Origin of the sequence: Flavobacterium tructae (genome assembly GCF_002217475.1) — a bacterium.
GTDB lineage: Bacteria > Bacteroidota > Bacteroidia > Flavobacteriales > Flavobacteriaceae > Flavobacterium > Flavobacterium tructae.
In genome coordinates this window covers 234,923-256,861 of record NZ_MUHH01000017.1, presented here as the reverse complement: position 1 = coordinate 256,861, position 21,939 = coordinate 234,923, and the positions used below count along the sequence as shown (strand labels likewise).

Annotated in this window: 13 protein-coding genes; 7 read left to right on the top strand and 6 right to left on the bottom strand. The window is 37.2% G+C overall.

Annotated elements, in window-relative coordinates; genetic code table 11:
* Nucleotides 1–14 precede the first annotated feature (14 nt).
* The 3 genes from B0A80_RS06025 to B0A80_RS06015 all read right to left on the bottom strand — a co-directional run bounded on the left by B0A80_RS06025 (nucleotide 15) and on the right by B0A80_RS06015 (nucleotide 3,174).
* Entirely contained in the window at nucleotides 15–1,670 is a 1,656-nt protein-coding gene (locus tag B0A80_RS06025) for a S41 family peptidase (RefSeq protein ID WP_089076728.1), read from the bottom strand.
* 191 nt (nucleotides 1,671–1,861) lie between these two features.
* Nucleotides 1,862–2,587, bottom strand: a complete 726-nt coding sequence (locus B0A80_RS06020) for a tetratricopeptide repeat protein (RefSeq protein ID WP_089076727.1) — start codon at nucleotides 2,585–2,587, stop codon at nucleotides 1,862–1,864.
* A gap of 2 nt (nucleotides 2,588–2,589) precedes the next feature.
* A complete protein-coding gene (locus B0A80_RS06015) occupies nucleotides 2,590–3,174 on the bottom strand; it encodes an RNA polymerase sigma factor (RefSeq protein ID WP_089076726.1) in 585 nt (194 codons plus the stop codon).
* Between the two features lie 149 nt (nucleotides 3,175–3,323).
* Between B0A80_RS06015 and B0A80_RS06010 the strand changes: the two genes are divergently transcribed.
* The 6 genes from B0A80_RS06010 (at nucleotide 3,324) to B0A80_RS05985 (ending at nucleotide 15,296) form a co-directional block, all read left to right on the top strand.
* Complete coding sequence (locus B0A80_RS06010) at nucleotides 3,324–3,623, top strand: hypothetical protein (RefSeq protein ID WP_070906090.1); 300 nt, start codon at nucleotides 3,324–3,326, stop codon at nucleotides 3,621–3,623.
* A 122-nt stretch (nucleotides 3,624–3,745) separates the two neighbouring features.
* A complete protein-coding gene (locus B0A80_RS06005; protein WP_089076725.1) occupies nucleotides 3,746–4,729 on the top strand; it encodes a hypothetical protein in 984 nt (327 codons plus the stop codon).
* 180 nt (nucleotides 4,730–4,909) lie between these two features.
* Nucleotides 4,910–6,862 carry a PKD domain-containing protein gene (locus tag B0A80_RS06000; RefSeq protein ID WP_089076724.1) on the top strand — a complete coding sequence of 651 codons (1,953 nt, stop codon included), beginning with the start codon at nucleotides 4,910–4,912 and terminating at the stop codon, nucleotides 6,860–6,862.
* A 109-nt stretch (nucleotides 6,863–6,971) separates the two neighbouring features.
* Nucleotides 6,972–9,635, top strand: a complete 2,664-nt coding sequence (locus tag B0A80_RS05995; protein ID WP_089076723.1) for a CHAT domain-containing protein — start codon at nucleotides 6,972–6,974, stop codon at nucleotides 9,633–9,635.
* A complete protein-coding gene (locus B0A80_RS05990) occupies nucleotides 9,587–10,024 on the top strand; it encodes a retropepsin-like aspartic protease (RefSeq protein WP_089076722.1) in 438 nt (145 codons plus the stop codon). The genes B0A80_RS05995 and B0A80_RS05990 overlap by 49 nt, the downstream gene beginning before the upstream one ends.
* Before the next feature lie 94 nt (nucleotides 10,025–10,118).
* A complete protein-coding gene (locus tag B0A80_RS05985; protein ID WP_089076721.1) occupies nucleotides 10,119–15,296 on the top strand; it encodes a T9SS type A sorting domain-containing protein in 5,178 nt (1,725 codons plus the stop codon).
* A 90-nt stretch (nucleotides 15,297–15,386) separates the two neighbouring features.
* On the opposite strand, the gene B0A80_RS05980 is transcribed toward B0A80_RS05985, so the two are convergent.
* Nucleotides 15,387–16,355 (bottom strand): C1 family peptidase, encoded by a 969-nt coding sequence (locus B0A80_RS05980; RefSeq protein ID WP_089076720.1) that lies wholly within the window; start codon nucleotides 16,353–16,355, stop codon nucleotides 15,387–15,389.
* A gap of 198 nt (nucleotides 16,356–16,553) precedes the next feature.
* Here B0A80_RS05980 and B0A80_RS05975 point away from each other — a divergent pair, with 198 nt between their 5' ends.
* The gene (locus B0A80_RS05975; RefSeq protein WP_089076719.1) at nucleotides 16,554–17,390 is read left to right on the top strand and encodes a hypothetical protein; all 837 of its coding nucleotides are present in this window, start codon (nucleotides 16,554–16,556) and stop codon (nucleotides 17,388–17,390) included.
* Between the two features lie 204 nt (nucleotides 17,391–17,594).
* Here the strand turns inward: B0A80_RS05975 and B0A80_RS05970 are convergent, their stop codons facing one another.
* Entirely contained in the window at nucleotides 17,595–20,771 is a 3,177-nt protein-coding gene (locus B0A80_RS05970) for an efflux RND transporter permease subunit (RefSeq protein WP_017494633.1), read from the bottom strand.
* 92 nt (nucleotides 20,772–20,863) lie between these two features.
* On the bottom strand, nucleotides 20,864–21,931 hold the full coding sequence (locus B0A80_RS05965; protein ID WP_017494632.1) for an efflux RND transporter periplasmic adaptor subunit: 1,068 nt from the start codon (nucleotides 21,929–21,931) through the stop codon (nucleotides 20,864–20,866).
* Between the last annotated feature and the right edge of the window lie 8 nt (nucleotides 21,932–21,939).

The window sequence follows — 21,939 nt, the reverse complement described above, 5'->3', positions numbered from 1 at the left end:
TATAAAATAGTTAGTTATTTCCCTGTTTTAACAAACAGTAAAGCGCGATCCAGAACTTCGTCTTTACCTTTTTGAGCGCCCAAAATAGTTGGGATCACTTTAATATCCGGAACAATCCCAATACGCTGTGTTTCTTTTTTATTTGGATAAAAAACCCCCATTGAAGTAAAAGAAGAATCAAATCCGTTGATAATATTAAATTCATAATTTGGTCCATCGGAGCCCGATGTCTGAGTACCTACTATTGTAACATTTGGTGCTGTCTGCAGGCTCATTACGGTTTGCTCTCCAAAACTATGAGTTCCTGAACCTACCAAAACAATTACTTTACCTTTATAATAATCCGGATTACTTTTACCACATTCTTCCATATCATTCCTAAAATAATAACGACCAGGATAACTTAAGTCCTGTTGAAGCAATGTCAAAATGGGTCTTCGTTCCGGATTTAGATATTCGCTGACTAAAAAATCGGTATAGGCTGGTCTGCTTCTGGCTTCAAAAATAATCGCTTGTGTCCTCTTTAATTCCTCCATCATCGTTGCAACTTCCTCTTTTGACACTTTACTCATTCTTACATAGCCAATATTATCTGCCAGAATTTCCCATTTTGCAGTTTTTTTGGGAGGCGATCTTTTAATTTTTTCGTTTGGGTAGCGATGTATTTTCTTTACTGATGCTGTATTATCTCTAATGAATTCAATTTCTAAATCATCTGTATTTCCTGTAAACATAATAAAACCTCCCACTTGAGTTGCTGCGGCTTTATTAGATCCCTGAGTATACTTTGAAAGCTCTGCTAATTGTTGTTCCACTGTCCTCCCATCAACTTTCGTTATAATATCGCCAATTCTTAAGTCGTCTATTTTGGCTAAAGAATCATTTGCTACAGCGACAATTACAGCTTTATCATCTATAAATTTAGGAGTAAAAGCAGTATATTTCTCTCCACCCAAATATTTAACCATATCCGGACTAATAGTCCCGGCATGGGTGTCATTAAGTTTTATCGATATTTCACGCATTGCCAGTAAAAATTCTTTTTCGGAAGCCGGAGCTTCAATATGAGGAAGAATTTCCGTAAGCGCTTCATCCCAATTCTGATCCATTACATATTTATATGGAAAAAAGTATTCTGTGTAATTCCAAAAACGAAATAGTGCCAAAAGACGTAAATTTTTATCTGTCCATTTAAAGTCAGTATAGACTGGTTCATTAACAAACTGCAAACGAACATTTTTACCCTCTTGATTTACAAAATGATTTACACCCTGAAATCTATTCTCTGTAATAAATTTCAATTTTTGAGAAAGGCTTTTGGTGAACAGTTTGCCTTTTTGCGTCCATTCTAAATTTAAATTTTTATAAAAATAGTCTGTTTTTGAATCAGGAGCCGCCGGTGTATTCGCAGATACTTCTCCCAGACTTTCAATCCATTTTTCGATTGTGGCAGAAAATTCTTCTTTGGTCTGTGCTTTTTCAATTTTAGGCAAAACTTCAAAAAGTTTTTCATCCCAGTTTATTTTCCCACTGGCCACTGCAGGATGATAATATTTTAAGAATCCCCAAACTTTGCAGGTCGCAGCAAGCTTTTCGGTTTCTGTGATTTTGGCATAGCCAAAGATCGTTTGAGTGCATACAATAAGAAAAACTAAAGTAATTTTGTTCATGTAAATAATCCGGTTAGGTTGAAATAGTTTTTTGGTAAATTTTTCTGAAAAAAAATAGCCGAATGTAAGACTAAAAATCCGGATTCGTTTACGGCTTTACATAAAAACCCTTTTTATATAAACAAACCCGACAGGTTTTAAAAACCTGTCGGGTTTGAAAGTATAATAATTTTACCCTTTTAAATAAACAATCAATCTAACTCGTCCAGCAACTCCTGAACATCGTCATAGTTTTCATAATCCTGAGAAATGGTCTGCAGAATTTCTCTGCAGGCATTGTAATCTTTCTGTTTTAATTTGGACAATGCCAGACTCCATTTGGCTTTTTCTTTGTAAGCTGAAGTACCTGATTTTAGTTCATTAAAAACTGCTTCTGCTTCTTTATAATCACTTTCTTCCAGTAAAGAAACCCCGTAAAAATATTGTATTTCAGGTGTTTTATTCTCTTTTAAAATTTCCTCAAAAAACGGAATTGCCAGTTCATAATTCTTTTCGTTGAATGCTTTTTCTGCTTGCTTTAAAGTTTCATCCGCATCCCCACGTTCGACAAAAGAAGCGGTTTCGGGATGATTAAAATCTTCAAAATCAGGATTCTGATTGTAATCAAAAAAGAACAGTCCGAATAAAATAACAATCGATGCCGCTGCTGCGAAATACCAAGGTCGCATTTGGACCACTTTAGGCTTGTTGGCATTAAAATGTTTCTCTGAAATCTCCGTCAGATTTGCCGTAAAGGCTTCTCTCTCTCTTTCGTGTTCAAATTTACTTTTGAGCTGTAACTGCACTTCTTTGAAAGTTTCAAAGGCTGAAGCCAGTTCATGATCCTCAGACAATTGTTTCTCAAAACTATTTTTTTCCTCAACAGTCATTTCTCCCTGAAGATATTGATCGAATAATATGTAACGTTCTTCGTTCATGACTAATTATTTTTTAACGATTTAAAATTCCCGGCTTCCTGAATCCATTGTGTCAATTGCCCTACGCACAACGATTTTTTCTTACGAACATACCCATAAGTCACGTTGAGTTTCGCTGCAACTTCTTCCATCGTTTTGGTGGTGAAACTTAGTTTTAACAACTCCTGACATTTGTCTCCTAATTTTTGAAACATGGCATCAAAGAGCTGCTGTCTTTCATCAAATTCTTCGGTTTGACCAATTAATTCCAGTGCAGATTCATTCATAGATACTGCATCCTCATTAATTGTTACCCCTTTATTGGATGTTTTTTTAAGTTCGTTAAGCCATTTCCTTTTGCACAATAAAAAAAAGTAAGCGTCAAAAGGACAAGTCAGTTGTAGTGTTTTCGCTTTGGCCTGATTAAAAAGTAAAATCATGACTTCCTGAACCACATCCTGAGCATGTTCTTTATCTCCCGAATTGTTCATGACAAACATGACCACCTTGGGAACGAATTTTTTGTAAATGCTTTGAATGACTGCGGAGTTATTTGCAGCAATACCATCAATATACATTTGATCGGGATGAATTTTATTCTTAACCATAAAGAATCATTTTGTAGCTAATTTAAAAAACAATTGGAAATAAATTTCATGTCATAAGGTAACAATTAACAAATCAAGTTGATGTAATAACAAAGAACTCCTAAAATAGTCTTAGAGAAGAATCTAAAAACCATCAAAAAATCAGAAAAATGGAAACCTATCAATTTGTAAACCAAAAGAGTTTGGATCAATTTCATCAGATGATTTCTGCCAAAACACGAAATGGATTTGTGGTTGTGGAGCATAATGAAAAGCTCCCGTATGTGGTTTTATCCAAAAAACCAAAAGCAATCAATCATCCGTTGCACCTCTTTCTGACCTGTATCACATTCGGACTCTGGATTACAGTATGGATCTATTTTTCAATAACGCTTTCACGAAAGACAAGCATTCTTGTTGCTGTAGATGAAGACGGCAATTTATTTGAAGACAGGTGTCTTTCAGAATAAACTCAGAAAAAACAAAAACAGGGGTAACAATATCAAACCCAAATTGATATAGCAATATAATTAACAACCGAAATCTGAAAACCACCTGATCATCAGGACAGATTTATAAAAAACTAGAAATCATGAACACACATTTTAAAAAAATCGGACTTTTATTTTTACTGGCAATGAGTTTTGTAAGCTGCGACAATAGCGACAGCGATGATGCTCTTATTTTGCCACCCTCGGCTTCTGCTTTCAAAAGCATAAGTGAACAAGGGGTGAAGAAAAACACACAGAACTTTACCATCACTGCCGGAACCGGTGTGGTAACTTTAACTTCGGCTAAAGGAGTAAAATTAAGTATCAACGGGGATTGTCTTACCAAAAATGGAGTTGCGGTAACGGGGGCAGTTGCAATTGAGTACATCGAACTTTTTGACAAAGGAACTATGTTGGTTACCAACAAACCTACTATGGGGGTTATGCCTGACGGAAAGAAAAACTTATTGATTTCCGGTGGAGAATTTTTTATCAGAGCTACTCAGGGCGGCGTTGAACTTAAAAGTTCCTGTTCTATGAATTTAATTGTACCTGCGGCTTTAACAGATGGTGTCGACAATGCCATGACTTTATGGGTCGGTAAGATTGATGAGAAAGGGGAACTGGCATGGGAACAGCCTAAACCAAATGCTGACGGAACCGGTGGTAAAGGCGGCGTTCAGGGCGAAGGAACCAATTACTTTGTGACTTTTGGTAATTTTGGATGGACAAACGTTGACCGTTTTTACAGTGACCCAAGACCGAAAACTACTCTTTTGGTTGATGCTCCTGACGGTTACGATAATAATAATAGCGCAGTTTATTTGTCTTATGATGGTGAAGGCACTAATGCGCTTGCAAAATTAGATACTTATACTCCTGCCGGATTGTTTAGCGAGCACTACGGACAAATTCCAATTGGCTTAAAATGTCATGTGATTTTTGTAACCGAAGACAATGGCCAATGGCGATATGCAATTAAAGCGGTAACTGTTGCTGCAAATGATGTGTACACCTTTACACTGGGGGAAACAACAGTGGGAACTGAAGCACAATTAGTAGCCGCAATCAATGCTATTCAGTAAGTTACAAAATACTTTTTAAGAAAAAGTGATGATTTGCTCATCACTTTTTTTTACATTTAATCCAGTTTTCAAATCAATTCTGATACTTTTCAGAAGCTAATCCTGCTGTCCGCTGTATCTTTTGTCCCGAACCCCGTGACAAAAGGATGCCGCTCCCATCAGGGCTAAAAACCTCTAGTTATGAAACCACTATCGTCTATTTTATTGATGCTATTTTCTATTCTTGCAATGGGACAAACGAAGGTAAAAGACACCATAACCCGAAGGGCCAATATTGTTTTCATTCAGAACGGAAATGCGGTTACTTATAAACCCGAAACGCCTCCTTTAATTCCCATTGCCGGTGCTCCAAAACCCAGTTATTCTTATTTGTGGGAACTCGGTGACGGACATTACAGCAAGGAAGCCGAACCAAAACATGTCTACAAAAACAAAGGAACCTACACTACCAGACTTGCCGTAACCAACAATTACGACAATGGAAAACCTCCGGCAACACGCCCAAAAAAAGTAGCCGTAAATGACCTTACGGATACCAATTATAAAGACATTGCTTCTATAGCCGATCAAAACGGATTTGCGATTTTAAAAAACTGTGACCCGATTCCGGAACAGGAAATGGTAGTCGTAGTGAGTTATCAGAATATGGAGAATTATGTTTCCAGCGGAAAACTGTATTTATTTTATAACGAGAAGCAATTTAAGAATAATAATTTCGAACTGGTTGATTACAGAACCTACGCCAGCGAGCGTGAAGTAAAGGAAAAAACCGTTGCTTCTGTAGACGATCTGGACGATTCTAAAAACTATGTTGCTTCGGCCGAAAACTCTTTTAAAGCCAAAAAATACAGGAATACAACCAGCGAAGAAGATCTGGATGCTTCCTTACTCGACGCCCATAAAACCTATCATAATGTTTCGGTTTTAGAGTTTGACGATGCCAATCCTAATGAAACCCGAAATGTTTTTTATACTTTTAAAACGACTCCTGAAATGATCAAAGATACTAGCGCAACGGTTACCATGCGCGGTATTTTTGTTCCGAACCGAAGTTATAAAAACCATAAAATCAAGAATCTGGAAATGGAAATCGTAACGTCTCACGATCCTAACAAAATGGGATCCAATGGGCGTTTTATGAATTACAGACTGGTTCGTTTTAAAAGAGTAAATTTTAAAACACGTTTTCAAAACAACGGTGAAGGCCCAGCCCGAATGATTAGACTTGAAACTGATATTCCGGATATGTTCGATAAAAAAACCTTCCAGATCGAAGACCTATACCCCAAATGTCCCATCTGTCCAAAAGATGAAGTTCCAACGACAAGCTGTCTGGATACCATTATCAAAAAGAATCAAATCTTTTTTACCTTCAAAAACATTTACTTACCAGGAAGCGAACAAAAAAACGTGCACGAAAAAGACAGTACAAAAGGTTTTGTAAAGTATTCGATGAAGTTTGGTGAGGACTTTCATAAGGTAAAAACCCGAAGCCGAACTGCTATTATTTTTGATAAAAACGAACCCATCATCACCAACTACGCCACAACCCGATTCCTTCCCGGAATTTCAATTGGAGCAAAAGCCGGTTATAACTTGTATCCTGATCTGGAAAAATCAACGAGTTATTTTGTGGGTGCCACTATTTCGCCTTTTAAATCGTATCGTTTTTACTGGCAGGCAGAATGGATTAATGCCCTGAACAAATACGAAAGCGGCCTAACAGTGATCGATCAGACTGTGGCAGGTGCCAATGGCGTGAAGCAATTGCAACGTACCACCACAACAACCGAAAACAAAAATATAAACTGGGAAATCCCCGTCCTGATTCGCTATAACCTGAACAATTATATAGGAGTCGGAGCCGGAATTCAGGCCAATTTTGATATCTCATCAGAACAAAATCAAATCCAAAAAATTGAAAACTTTGAAGGTGGAACAGATCAGTTTTTAATCAGTGCCCGAACGCAGTCCAATTCGATAAAGAACGGTTTTGGAAATTTAAAAACCGGAGTTTTGTTCGATTTAACAGCCGGATTTGCCAGAATCGGACCGAGTTTTGGCGCGCGTTATGTGATTAATTTTGAGCAGAATTTCAACTATTTTCAGTTTTATGGGATTTGGAGGTTTTAAATGTTTTTTGTTCGTCACTGAATGTCACCCTGAGCAAAGTCGAAGGCTTCCTGACAATAAAGGTCTTCGACTTCGCTCAGACGGACACTCGTAGTATTACATCTATTATATGAACTTATATCGCTTATATGTTTCAATCTTCCTTTTTTTCAATCTGAATGTTTTTGGACAGAATCAGGAAGATCAAATATATACCGCAATTGACTCTTTTATTGCTCACCCTTCCCCCAAAGCGCTACAAGATCTCACTAATACAGAATCTGTTTTCTGGAAAAATCCGAAGTCAAAAACCAAAGACGAATTACTGGCGATTGTAGTTTTAAACTGCAATAAAGCGTATTATGAAAATCAATTTGGGAAAGCCGAAAAGGCCATTGCGAGTTATGAAAAAGCCTGGCAAATTTATCAGAAAAACAAACTTTCAGATTACGATATTATCGAATACTGCCTGAAACCCTTAGGCAATTTATATACCGTTTTAGGCGACTATGACAGTGCGGAAAATACCATAAAGCAGTATTTCTTTATTGTTAACACTGCTCCAAATTATCCGGATGCCCAAAAGCAAAAATTTGCTGCAATCCTGAATTTATCCAATGTCTATCAGAGCTCAGGTAAATTCAATCTGGCCATTGATTTATTGGAACAAATCCTGAAAACGGAGAAACTGTCTAATGCTCAGAAAGGAATCGCACTAAATAATCTAGGCAACAATTACCTGCTGAGTTCCACTGGAAATTTAATGCATCCTGAGACGTATCAAAAAATTGAAAACACTTTTAAGTCGTCTGTAAATTATCTGAAAAGCGAGAAAAACCAATCTGAGACTTTATCTAATTCTTACCGGAATCTGGCGATGCTAAATCGGCAAAAACATCAATTTGAAGCATCCAGTTCTTATTTAACGAAAGCGGAAAAGCTTCTGCTGGAAACACCTCATATACAAGCCCGAAAAATAGCAAAGCTGTACTATGAAAAAGCCTCATTACTTTTTGATGAAGGAAAATATGCTGAAAGCACCGAACAGCTTAAAGCCGTTTTTAAACTTTTAATCGCAAATTATCCGCCTCAGAATGTTCTTCCAAATCAAAATCAATTGTATGCCGAAACGGTTTTAATTGATGCACTCGATTTACAGGCTCAGCTTTTCCTGAGTCAAAATCAGCTTAAAAAAGCATTGGAATCTTACGAACTTTCGCTTCATATCGAAGAAGTATTGATGAACATTACTCTTTACGAAAACTCCAGGATAATCAGCCAGATTCGTTCCCGAAATCGTACCGAAAAATGTCTTTTGATTTATGATCGTTTGTTTCAAAAGGAAAACAAAACAGAATATCTGGAGAGCGCTTTTCAATTGGCCGAAAAAACAAAATCAGGGGTTTTAAAAAGTTATCAATCGAATATCAAAAAGGCAACTACAGAAGAGAAATCACTTTTAGTGCAGCTTCAAAATTTAAACAATGTTATTGTAAAAGAACAGCAAAAGGGCAGTCTGGCTAATATTGCGAACATCAACCAAGCAATCAAAAAACAGAACGAAGTTATGCTCTCTCTAAAGCAAATTCGATCTAAAAACCCGGATTTACTTCCTAAAATCAGTGACCTAAAGACCTTGTTTTCGAAATTGGAAAAAGACAAAGCGGTGATGGTGTACTACTTTATGGGAGCTGAAAATTTGTATTATTTCACCTTACAGAACAACCGAATCAGTCTCCATCGTCTCGATACGGCACCTACAGCCATGCTGAGTATTATAACATTTATAAACTATTTTAATACCTCAGCCGCTATTACAAACGATATTTGGGGATACAGCTACTATGGCAAAAAAATATACGATTTATTGCAAATGCCACGAAATACTATTTACCAAAACCTCATCATTGTTCCCGATGGCATTTTAAACTTCTTGCCTTTTGAGGCTTTGATTACAAAGGACTCAAAAACCACCAATTTTGCCAAGATGCATTATTTACTGAATGATTTCAGGATTGCTTATGCTACTTCAGCAAACCTGTATCTGAACCCTAACCCGGTTTCAAATTCAGAAAATACTATTTTGGGTGTTTTTCCGGTTTTTGAAAATACTTCTTTTGAATTGCGTTATTCTAAAAAGGAACTAGAGGCTATCAGAAGTAATTTTAAGGGGAAATATCTGGAAAATTCAGAAGCAACATTTTCTAATTTTAAGAATGATACGAACCATTATTCGATTTTACACTTGAGCACTCACGCTTCTTCGGGTGATATTGAAACTCCTGCCAGCATTAAATTTTACGATCAGGAAATTTTATATTCTGAATTATACAATCTGAATGTCAATCCTGATTTAGTAATTTTGAGCGCCTGCGAAACCGGAATCGGTAAATTGTACAAAGGCGAAGGTGCCATGAGTGTGGCCAGAGGATTTCAATTTGCAGGAGCTCAGAATTTATTGTTTTCGTTATGGAAAGTCAACGATTATACGACCTCTGTTTTTATGACCGATTTTTATGAAAACATCAAAAAAGGACAATCCTATGCGGAGGCCAATACGAATGCTAAACGTGCTTTTTTACAGGACAAGTCCATTTCGAATGCTAAAAAATCTCCGTATTACTGGAGTTCTTTTGTATACTATGGTGCTATCCAAACAGAGAAACAATCGACAAATTATATCTTTTATATCATTAGTTTATTGGGGGTAATTGGTTTATTTTTGGTTTTCAATCATAATCGAAAATGGAAAATCTTCACGAGGTTCTCAAAAAAGAGAAATACAGAAAAATAAAATTCAAGGTTACCAAAACGCAGCATTTATTGATTAAGGCAAAAATCAACGATGTTTCGGGAAATTTTATTTTAGATACCGGTGCCTCTAATTCCTGTGTAGGATTTGAAAGTATTGAACGTTTTGAACTGACTGCAAAAAAGTCTAAAACCAAAGCTTCGGGTGCCGGAGGAACGGGTATGTTAACCCAAATTTCAAAGCACAATCGCCTACAGCTCGGAAGTTGGAAAAACCACGATTTTAGTCTGGTTATTTTTGATCTCTCTCATGTAAATGAAGCTTTGGAGTCTTACAAAGCAAAACCTGTTCATGGTATTATTGGTGCAGATATTCTGCTTGAAGGCAAAGCAATTATCGATTATTACAACCATTATTTGTATTTAAAATAATCGATTACAAATTTTAAATTCCAAATCTCAATACCGGGATTTTTAATCTGTTTTTTGTATATATTTGTTTGCCTATTTTAACAAACCGATACGTATGAAAAAAACTCTACTTTTTTTTATTTTACTGTTTTCTAATTATTTTTATGCTCAGGTCAGTGATATTGAGCATTGTTACGGGGATACCCAGTTTAACTTAACGCTCAATCAATCTGCTTTACTTGGTAACTTAAATCCGGTAGAAACTACGCTTAGTTATCATCTTAGCGCTCAGGATGCTGCGGCTAATACAAACGCAATTGCACAGCCAGCCTCCTACAATAGTACGGCACCGTCTACGACTATTTTTGCCAGAATAGACAATAAAGGAACGGTTACAACAAACTATTTTAATCTAAAAATATACGATCAGATCAATTTTACACCTCTTACAATACCCGCAAGTTGTAAAGGACAAAATAACGGTATTTTAACTGTAGCTCCGTCAGGAGGCAAAACACCTTATGCTTATAGTCTGGATGGAAGACCTTTTACCGTTTATAATGGTAATCCCATAGGTACTTTTAGGGACTTGTCAGCAGATACACATACCATTGCTGTAAAAGATGCCATAGGCTGTCAATCGATGCTTTATACTTTTCAGATAACCGAACCTTCTGCTTTGACAGTAAAACTATTTACTGAAAATCAAACGGTAGTGGTTAGTGCCTCAGGAGGAACATCTCCATATCAATATTCTTCGGACGGAATCAATTATCAAACGAGTTATGTTTTTTCAAATATGCCTGTCGGATCCTACACTTTTAGCGTAAAAGATGCTCAGGGTTGTGTAGCATCAGAATCGGTGAATGTTTATTATCCACTGACTTTGGGAACCCAGATACTAAAACCTATTGACTGTATTGAGAAGGCTAGAGTTAGTGTTTTTGCAGCTGGAGGAAATGCTCCGTACGTTTACGCAGTCAATAAAGGTCCTTATCAACCTATGAATGTTTTTTCGAACCTTGCTGCAGGAGATTATGTTTTTGAAGTAAAGGATGTCCAAAATGTGGTGCGTTATGCTAATGTCACGATAGCCGAACTTGTACCTCTTTCCATAACAACAGCAAAAACAGATCCTACAACTAACGATGATAATGACGGTACTATAACCGTAACGGCCAATGGAGCCCTTAAACCTTATACGTATACCCTAACCGATAATGCCGGTAATCCTCTTAAACCTTACCAATCATCAAATGTTTTCCAAGGTTTGAAATCAGGAACTTATGGTGTCCTGGTGAACGATGCCACTAATTGTAGTGCATCGCAAACCAATATTTCTATTCTTAAAAAAACCACGCCTTTATCAGCAGTCTTAGACATATCTCCTGTTACATGTTCTATGTCAACCGGAACTATAACAGTAAATGCTTCGGGAGGTTCAGCTCCTTATCAATACTCAATAGACAACGGAAATACGTATAGCAGTTCTAATGTATTTTCTAATTTAAGTGCCGGAACTTACAATGTAAAAGTTCTTGATGCACAAAACGCTGTAGTTACGGCAACTGCAATTATAGATCCAATAAAAATACCCGTAATAAACACAACTTATAAAAGTATATTGTGTCACGGAGATTCTAATGGTTCCATATTAGTGGGGACCAATAACGGAAAATCGCCTATTCTTTTTTCAATAAACGGAGGGCCTTATTCTTCTAATAACCTTTTTGAAAATTTAACAGCAGGGAATTATGTATTATCTGCAAAAGATTCAAACGGCTGTATTGTTTCGACAACAGTAGTATTAGAAGATCCTACTCCGATAACTGCCGAAATTACCTATTATTACAGAACTGTAACCGTTAATGCAAGTGGTGGTTATGGAAAATATCAATACGCCCTTGATGGAGGTAGTTATCAGGATTCGAGAATTTTTGGAATGGTAACTTATGGTAATCACACTATTTCTATAAAAGACCCTAATAAATGTACGGTAAGTATTCCTATAACAGTAGTAGAGCCTACCCCACTTGTTTCGTCTTATGTAGTCGACAAAGGTACTGTTACGATTACTACCAGTGGGGGTATCACACCTTATAGTTATAGGCTGCAAAAGTCGACCGGATCTCCATTAACGACAACTCAGTCCAATGTATTTACAAACCTGATCAATGGTTCTTACGACATAATAGTATCAGACGCACAAGGCGGTCAGGTGCTGTTCTCTAATATCATTATTTCTGAATCGGCTCCATTTACTGCAGTAGCTACTTCAACTCCAATCACCTGTACGGATTTAAAAAGTACAATAACGGTAACGTCAACCGGAGGCTCCGCTCCTTATCAATATTCTATGTCGAATCCGGAGAATTTTGTAAATTCAAATGTCTTTTCTAATTTAAATGCCGGGAATTATCTGGTAACCGTTCGGGATTCAAATAATTTTCGAACTACTGCTTCGATTACAATTTCAAGCGCAAAACCAGTATTGGCTTCAGCACAGATTATCTCAGCAATAAGTTGTAATGGTTCCAGTGAAGGTGTAGTAAAAGTAAATGTAACTCAGGGACAGGCACCCTATACCTATGCTCTTGATAATGATCCATTACAAACTGATGATACTTTTAGGAATGTTAGTCCGGGAACTCACACCCTACGTGTTTTAGATAAAAATGGCTGTCAGGCTACTGTATCTGTCACATTATCAGAACCTACTTTAATACAAGCAACACTTGCTGTTAATGGTAACTCGATTACTGCATTCGCAACAGGTGGAACACCGCCTTACAGGTACTCTTTAGAAAGGAATCATGTAGTTGTGGCAGATCTTCAGAACTCTAATACTTTTAATAATCTTCCTGCAGGAATTTATACGGTTCGAACTATAGATGCAAACGGATGTTATTTTCAATCAGATTATTTAGAAATTTCTCAGTCACCTGTTCTTTCCGCTTCAGCTGTAATAACTCCTATGGACTGTAATAATTCTAACGGAACAATTATTGTTACTGCAACCGGAGGAACGCCACCTTATGAATATTCGATAGACAACGGAAATAATTATACTTCCTCAAATGTTTTTAATAATCTTATTGCAGGAAGTTATCTAATGAAAGTTAAAGATTCACAAGCTGCTACAGCTGCCATAACTGCTGTTATAAGTCCTGCAAACCCTTTAACTGCCGTAGCAACTATTACCAAAACAATAGATTGTATTAGTAATGGTACTATAAACGTTGTCGCTTCAGGAGGTAACGGATCTTATCAATATTCGATAGACAATGGAGTTACCTATACTTCCAATCCTGTTTTTACTAATTTAATTGCAGGGACTTACTCTGTTCTGGTAAAAGATGCTTTAAATTGTACTGCACTTGTAAATGCTATAACGCTGGAACAGCCTGTTCTTTTAACAGCGACAGTCACTCATACGCCAATTACAAATTGCTCTTCTCCTGTAAGTGATGTAATCATTAATGGCGTTGGCGGTACAGTTCCGTATCAGTATTCCTTAAACGGTCTTCCTTTTCAATCTAGTTCTTTCTATACGGGTATAAATCCCGGAAATTATATTCTGGAAGTCAGAGATGCAAACGGATGCAGCTTCAGTACAGTATTCACTATAGTACCACCAGTTTCTTTCGTGGCAACTGTAGTCATTAATCAGGCTCAAAATTGTAACGATTTTGATATCGCAACCATTACAGCAATCGGAGGACAACCGCCTTACACCTATTCTTTTAATGAATCTAATACATTTTCAGCAGCGAATACCTTCACTTTAGCTCCCGGAACATATACCTTAAAGGCCAAAGACAGCAATGGCTGTATCGCAACAGTAAACGCTACGATAGCCCCCCGTACTACTCCTGAAAGTACATTAATTATTACAAATGCAACAACCGCAACCAGTAATGACGGAGCTCTAATCGTAAATGCGATCAGAGGAACAGCTCCTTATACTTACACCCTTTTGAACAGCAATAATACAATCATAGTTCCGGCGCAAAGCGCAAATACCTTTAATAATCTGGCTCCCGGAACCTATAGTGTGATTGTTAAAGATGCTAAAGGCTGTTCTTCAACACAAACACAACTAACTATTCTGGCTCCTAGTCCGCTTTCAGCTGTAGCTACTGTTATTCAGCCAGATTGTAATAATCCAATGGGAACAATAACCGTAACGGCATCGGGAGGCATCTTCCCTTATCAATATTCAATGGATAATGGTGTAACTTATAACCATTCCAATACTTTTACAGTTTCTCCGGGCAGCTATAGCATAAAAGTGCGTGATGCTAATAATGCCCTATATACTTTTGTAACAACAGTTGTAGCTCCAAATCCATTACATCTTACTACTGTAGTTACTTCCTCAGTATCCTGCGTTTCAAACGGAGCAATCATGGCAAATGCTATAGGAGGACAGGCTCCCTATACTTATTCCATAAATGGAAGTCCTTACCAGACCAGTAATAATTTTGTGAATTTAAATGCCGGTGTTTACACCATAACTGTAAGAGATACTAATAATTGTACCGTAACAACCACTTTAATGTTGCAAGCACCAATTCCTATAGCGGTTTCAGCAACTGTCTACAATAAAAATATAACGGTTACAGCAACCGGTGGCACTACTCCTTATCAATATTCATTAGATTTAAATACTTTTCAGTCAAGCAATACTTTTACAGTTTTCAACTACGGGATATATCAGGTAGCTGCAAGAGATGTTATGGGATGTATTGCATTAATCCATGTTACCATAGATCCTCCTGCGCCTTTAATAGAAGGCAAAAATACAATAACTGTCGATTTTAAACCTGGCCAAACTTTAGGAGATCTTGTTATCGAAGGTCAGAACATAAAATGGTACAGCACTAAAGGCCTTTCAACAGGTAAAACGAGTAAAACTTCTGAAACTTCTTTGCCATTGACCACTGTTTTAGTTGACGGAGTTACGTATTATGCCTCTCAAACCATAGACGGAGTCGAAAGTACAGAACGTCTTGCGGTTACGGCAAAAGTAAACGGATCGCTTTCAACACCGGATTTTGCGCTACCGGATTTCAGATTTTATCCAAACCCTGTTCAACACAACTTATCGATACAGAACAGTTCGGCTATTGATGAGATTGAATTAATCTCGGTTTCCGGAAAGACTATTTTAACGAAGAGAATAAACCATACACAATCTGAAATTGATTTATCGAATGTAGCGGCAGGGTTCTATTTCCTTAAAGTAAAAGCTGAAGGACAAATCAAAACTGTTAAAATAGTGAAGAAATAAAGTCACAAAAAGCTCATCACTTTCTATAAAACAAAAGGAGACGGTCTAAAATTAGACCATCTCCTTTTTTTGATTGAGTTAATTGTATGACTAAGAATTCGCTCCCGGATTTGGAATAATACATCCTGCCCAATTGAAGGCTCCGTTAGCAATATTGTTGTACGTTACATAAAAGAACCCACTGCGTCCCCATCCAGGTCCCCATGAATTTTGTACTTTAAAAAGTCCTGTAGCATCATCATATCCTACGATACAAACACAGTGACCTCCTTGTCTGCTTCCGTAAAGACTGGACCACACATGGTTGTTATTACGAATATCATAAAAACTCTGATTGACATCAAAACACACTGCAACGGCATAATTTTGATTCAGATAATACTTGATATCAGCTGTACTTCTTGGATTCACATTAAACCATCCTCCCGTTTTTCTGGCGGCAGCCCATGTTTTTTGCTGAGCTGAAGGCTGAGTATTACATCCTCCGGCAATGTAAGGCATTTGAACCTCTGAACATTCTCCCTGATTTTTGATCAAATTCATGGCATCATTCGGGTAAGAACCTGCTCCGCAATTCCCCAGTTTTATCTGATTGTAAATATAGGCTGCACTTCTTGAAGCCCCACTCCAATTGCTTTGATGTACTGAATTATTAAGATATCTGGCGATACTGTGTGCCGCATAACCCACTCCCCAGCCTACGCAGGAACCTTCGCTTCCCTGATCTCCAACCGGTGGAGTCGGTAAGTTTTTTGCGGCCGCAACTTTAGCAGTCAAAGACATTTTTTGGGTGCTTGTCACTAAATCTGGTCGTAACTCAGCAATTCTCGCACGATAATCAACGGGAGTTAAAAATTCAATACTCTTTAAATAGGCATCCGGCATCTGAGCAAGTCCGTATCTTCCTTTGTCTAAAAGATCGACATTACCGTCCATTAATTTGCCCTGAGCAACGGCATCAGCCTGGTCACTTCCTTTTTCACAAGAGTACAAGGCAAGCAATGCCAGCAGTACAAGTGCCAGTTTTTTAATCGAAAATTTGGTAAATAGTTTTTTCATAATTCTTTTGGGTTTTGTTGTTAATTTTTAATTTGTTAAATTATTTAACGAATTTATTATTAATTTTAGCAGAACATTAACACTAAAAAGATCACAACAATAACTTATCTTACACACAAATCTATAATCAGGATTTAATTAACAGGAATTGTATTTAATTATCGTCAAAACGAACGTCAATTATTAAAAAATTCGCCTATGGAAATCATAATAGAAAAATTAATAAAGGGCATACAATCACATCCAATCATACAAAACAGTACACTCTCCGGTGTTACAGACTGGAAAAGAGCGCACTACATTATCCTTTCGGAAATAATCTCTGATGTTTTAGAGAAATCGGAATTTATGCAGGGCTCCAAAAGAAATGAGCTTGGATGTTCGATCTCGAGCATGACCTTGCAAAGGATTTTCACCAATGACTCTTCTAAAACCAAAAACTCTGATTTGCGGTTTTTAAAGAGTCTGGACAAACTGGCTATCTTTATTGGCTATCCTTCTTTAAACCATTTTCTGAATGATGAAGCGACAGACGCTGTAAAAACTTTAGAGTCTGAAAATAAAATGGAATCGGGTGCCTTTTTTGAAAAACTGATTAGCGATTATTGTCAGGAAGAGTTTAATTCTTTACAAAAATTACCTGTCGTTAGTATGGATGGATTATGCGATTTTGTATTCAAAGAAGGACCTTTCGCAAAAAGGATTAAGGATCTTTTTGAAAATTATTCGACTTTAAAATATCATTTAAACTGTGAAGATAACCGGTCTAATTTTGAGCTTTATGATTTTAAGATTTCAAGTATCGAAGAAAATATCGCTATTCTTACGGTGAAGGAGTTTTGGAATCTGGAGTGGAAAAACGAAAATGACGTTACTACGATTGTCCTGAATAAGGTGAACAGACAGACTTATTTCATCAAAAAAAGGGACGATGTCTGGAAAATATGGGACAACTACAACCCTGATTATAACGAGATCTCAACAAAAATACACTCGGCTATAGAAAGCCAGCACATCAAAAAAGTTCTTATTTAACAAAATGTATAATTTTAAGCTATTAAAAGTATTTATTTTTAACCCATAGAAACCAATTCTATATAAATCACACCCAACAACTTATCTAAATTTAAACCATAAAAAAATCCCAAACTCCTTTCGGAATTTGGGATTTTATTTTTACCAGTTCCTCCCGAAGTGTCGGGATTGGAATTTGGAATTTCTTTATTAAGATTTTAAATCTTAATGAGTATGTTTAGGATTAAAACCATCTTCGCTTAATTCTGTTGGCGTATAATCCGCGAACATTTCAGCTTCGTAGTTGATTTTTTCTCCTTTAGAGAATTTATGAATAATTTTCTCCATGATATTATAGATAACCGGAACCACAATTAAGGTAAGAAATAAAGACGAAATTAATCCTCCGATAATTACCCATGCCAAACCGTTTTTCCACTCAGCTCCTGCTCCTGATGCTAATGCAATTGGGAACATACCGAATACCATCGCAATGGTTGTCATCAAAATTGGACGCAAACGAGCGTGGTTGGCCTGGATTAATGCGGTACGAATAGATTCCCCTGCCGCTCTTCTCTGGTTCGTATAATCGACCAACATAATCGCATTCTTACACACCAGACCGATCAACATGATGATCCCCAGAATCGTAAATATGTTCAATGAGTTGTTGGTCAAAGCCAGGGCTAACATCGCACCGATAAACGAAAGCGGGATAGCAAATAATACTACGAACGGGTGAACAAAACTGTCATAAAGTCCAACCATTACCAGGTAAACCAAGATAATAGCGGCCAATAAAGCGATTCCTAAAGTACCAAATCCTTCTGATTGGTTCTCCTGGTCACCACCCCAGATGTAGTTTACACCGGCTGGTTTTTTCAGTTTGTCTAATTTCACTTGCCATTGCTGAACAATTGTTCCAGATGGTACCCCAACGTTTTGTCCTTTTACCGTTACAGAAGCCGATTTATCTCTTCGCTCTAACTGGCTAGGTCCTGAACCTTCTGTAATGTCTGCAAATTGAGACAATTTAATTTGTTGACCTGCTGCATTAATAAAAATCAGATTGCTAACGTCAGTAATACTTTTTCTGTCGAATGCATTGTATCTGATGTTGATATCGTATTCGTATTCACCAGCTCTGTATTTACCGTCTGTATTTCCACTAAAAGCAGTCTGCATGGTTAAACCAACGGTTTGAAGTGTTAGCCCTAATGCGGCCATTTTATCACGATCTACCTTAACGTTGATCTCCGGGTTTCCGTCCTCAACCGTTAATTTAATCTCTGTTGTTCCCGGAATCGTGCGTAATTCTGCTTCTGCCAATTTAGCAAATGCCATAGCACTTTCTGTTGACGGACCTGTTACGATCAATCCTAATGTAGCATCTTCGGCTGTTCCTAAGATACCTACCGGAACGGTTTTTACTTTAGCACCAACTAATACTTTTTCTAACTTTCGTTTGATTTTTGCTGCGTAAACGTTAGCATCATCCGTACGATCTTTTTGTTCGATCATTTTTACGTCGATCTCCGCTTTGTAAGCCGTTGCCTGCGATGCTCCAAAACCCTCACTGGTTTGTCCTACTGTTGTAATCTGACTGTGAACATATTCCTGTGCTTTCAAATAAGCTTCTGCTTTCTGAGTCATGAAGTTGGTTTGCTCTAACGAAGCGTCTTTCGGCATTTCGATTTGAACTAAAAACTCCCCACTATCAGAAGAAGCAAAGAACTCTCCTCCGATGAAACCTCCTGCCATTAAACCAATTGTTGAAGCAAAGAACAATACAATTACTACTGCAAATGTTTTAATATAATGATCCAGACACCAGGTTAATAAGTGAGAAACCCAGTCCGTAAAACGTGTTAAATAACTTTCGAAACCAAGAATAATTCTTCCAAATAAATTCTTTCCTTCAATATGCTCTAATTTACCATAACGAGAAGACAACCAAGGAATGATGGTAAAAGAAGCTAAAAGCGACAACATCGTTGAAATAATTACCGTCACACAAAATTGTGTAATAATATTAGAAACTAACCCGGAGCTCATCGCAATTGGAAGGAATACCACCACAATTACCAAAGTAATCGAAGTTACAGTTCCACCAATTTCTGCTGTTCCGTCATACGAAGCACGAATTCGGCTTTTACCCATTTCCATGTGTCTGTAGATGTTCTCCAGTACCACAATCGCATCATCCACCAGAATACCAACTACAAGAGATAATCCTAATAAACTCATTAAATTCAGGGTGTATCCCATTAAATAAATACCGATAAAAGTAGCAATCAAAGAGGCCGGAATCGACACCATTACAATCAGTGAGTTTCTGATACTATGAAGGAAGAACAACATTACGAAAGCTACCAGAACTACCGCAATTAATAAATCGTGTACTACAGAGTCTGCCGCCTCTAAAGTAAAAACGGTACTATCCTTTGCTACTTCCAGCTTTAACTGGTTTGCTTTATAATCTTTTTCAAGAGTCGCAATTGTCTTTAATAAATGCTCACTTACCGCAACCGCATTTGCATCTGATTGCTTTACAATTTGCAAAACGATCGCACTTTTCTGATCTACACGTGATATTTTTTCAGCGATCTTCTGAGTATCCTGTACATCGGCAATATCTTTTAAACGAACCTGGATTCCGTTTTGAGAAGAAACTACGAGGTTTCTTAATTCTTCAACACTTTTATATTTACCTGCTAAACGAATTAATATTTTCTGATCACGAGTCTGGATGTTCCCTGTTGGGAAATCCAGATTCGAAGTCAAAATGTTTTGTTGTACCTGTGGAACAGATAATCCGTACCCCTGCATTTTTAAGGCATCAAGGTTTACCTGAATTTCACGCTCTGAACCACCAATAATATTTACCTGAGCCACACCTTGCACACGGGATAAGATAGGAGCAATTTTTTTGTCAATTAAGTCATAAAATTCTGCCTCGTCCATTTTTCCGTTGGCACCAAGCGTCATGATTGGTAAATCACTTAGCGAGAATTTGGTTAGTGCCGGTGTTTTTACATCTTCCGGTAAATCACTAATAATCGCGTTTATTTTTCGCTGTGCATCATTCAGAGAGAAATCGACTTTTGCTTCAGATGTTAGAGTAATCGAAACGATAGATAAACTCTCATACGATTTCGAATCAATTTTCTTAACATTCTCTAAAGATGCGATCGCATCTTCAATTTTCTTGGTTACTGTGTTTTCTACCTCACTTGGAGAAGCTCCCGGATATATGGTAGAAATGGTAATAACGTTTTGTTCAAATTTCGGGATCAGCTCATAACCTAACTGGCTGTAGCTGAACAGTCCACCTAATGTTAGAATTGTAAAGAGTACAATTACCAACGACGGACGTGTGATGGATATTTCGGCTAATTTCATATATGTTATTTTAGGCTGTAGGCTATACGCTATAGGCTTTAGGCTCTTATTAAAGGCTTAAAGCTTACGGCGTAAGGCTTAAAGCGGTACAATTATTTAATAATTTCTACTGTGTTACCGTCTTGCAGGTTGATTTGACCCGTTACAATTACAGTTTCTCCATCAGTTAATCCGTTGATAATTTCTACTTTATCACCCAAAATTCTTCCGGCAGTTACTTTTCTTAATTTTGCAATACCTTTTTCTACTACGAAAATTTGGTTACTGCTCACACTTCCTACGAATGCATTTCTAGGTACAACCATAAGGTTTTGTTTTTGTTGTTTCGATGCAAAGTTTGCCGTTCCGTACATACCTGCTTTCAGGTCGTTGTTTACGTTATTTGTAATTTCGATTTCAACCGGGAAGTTCAAAGATTCATCCGCTTTCGCAGCAATGAAAGTAATTTTTCCAGAGAAGTTTTTATCCGGATAAACACTTGCTGTTACGTTAATATGATCTCCTGTTTTTAAACTCGCTACCTGATTTTCGTTTACGGTAACTACTAATTTTAATTTAGAAACGTTAACAATATCAAACAAAGCTGTTGCAGGCATTCCGGTTAAGATAGATCCCGGCTCGATGTATTTTTTATTGATAAAACCGCTAATCGGAGCTTTTACTCTGGTATCACCAACATTGATTTTTGCTTGTGTCAAATGAGACTGTGCATTGGTTAAAGCTAATTTTGCCTGGTCTACTTGCTGCTTAGTTACTCCTCCGGTTTTATAAGCATTCTCATATCTCATGTAATCTGATTTTGCATTTTGATAAGCCGCTTCTGCAGTCTGAGCATCAACATTAATAACGTCTCCTCTCATTGTTAATAAAGTTTGACCAACTCTTACATAGTCTCCTTCTTTAGCCAGAACACTGATTACTTTTCCTGATTTCTCAGCAGAAAATGTCAATTGCTGGGTTGGTTGGAAGTTTCCGTTTGCTACGAAATCAAGTGAAACTTCTTCTGTTTTAACCGGAGATACTTTTACGGAAACTGCAGCATTTTTCTCTGCTACGATATCTGTCTTTTCCTTGTTCTCTTTCTTATTTTTATTTAAGATATATCCAATCACGCCCAGAGATGCGATTATGATTACGATTGTTATAATAGTTTTCTTCATTGTACTTC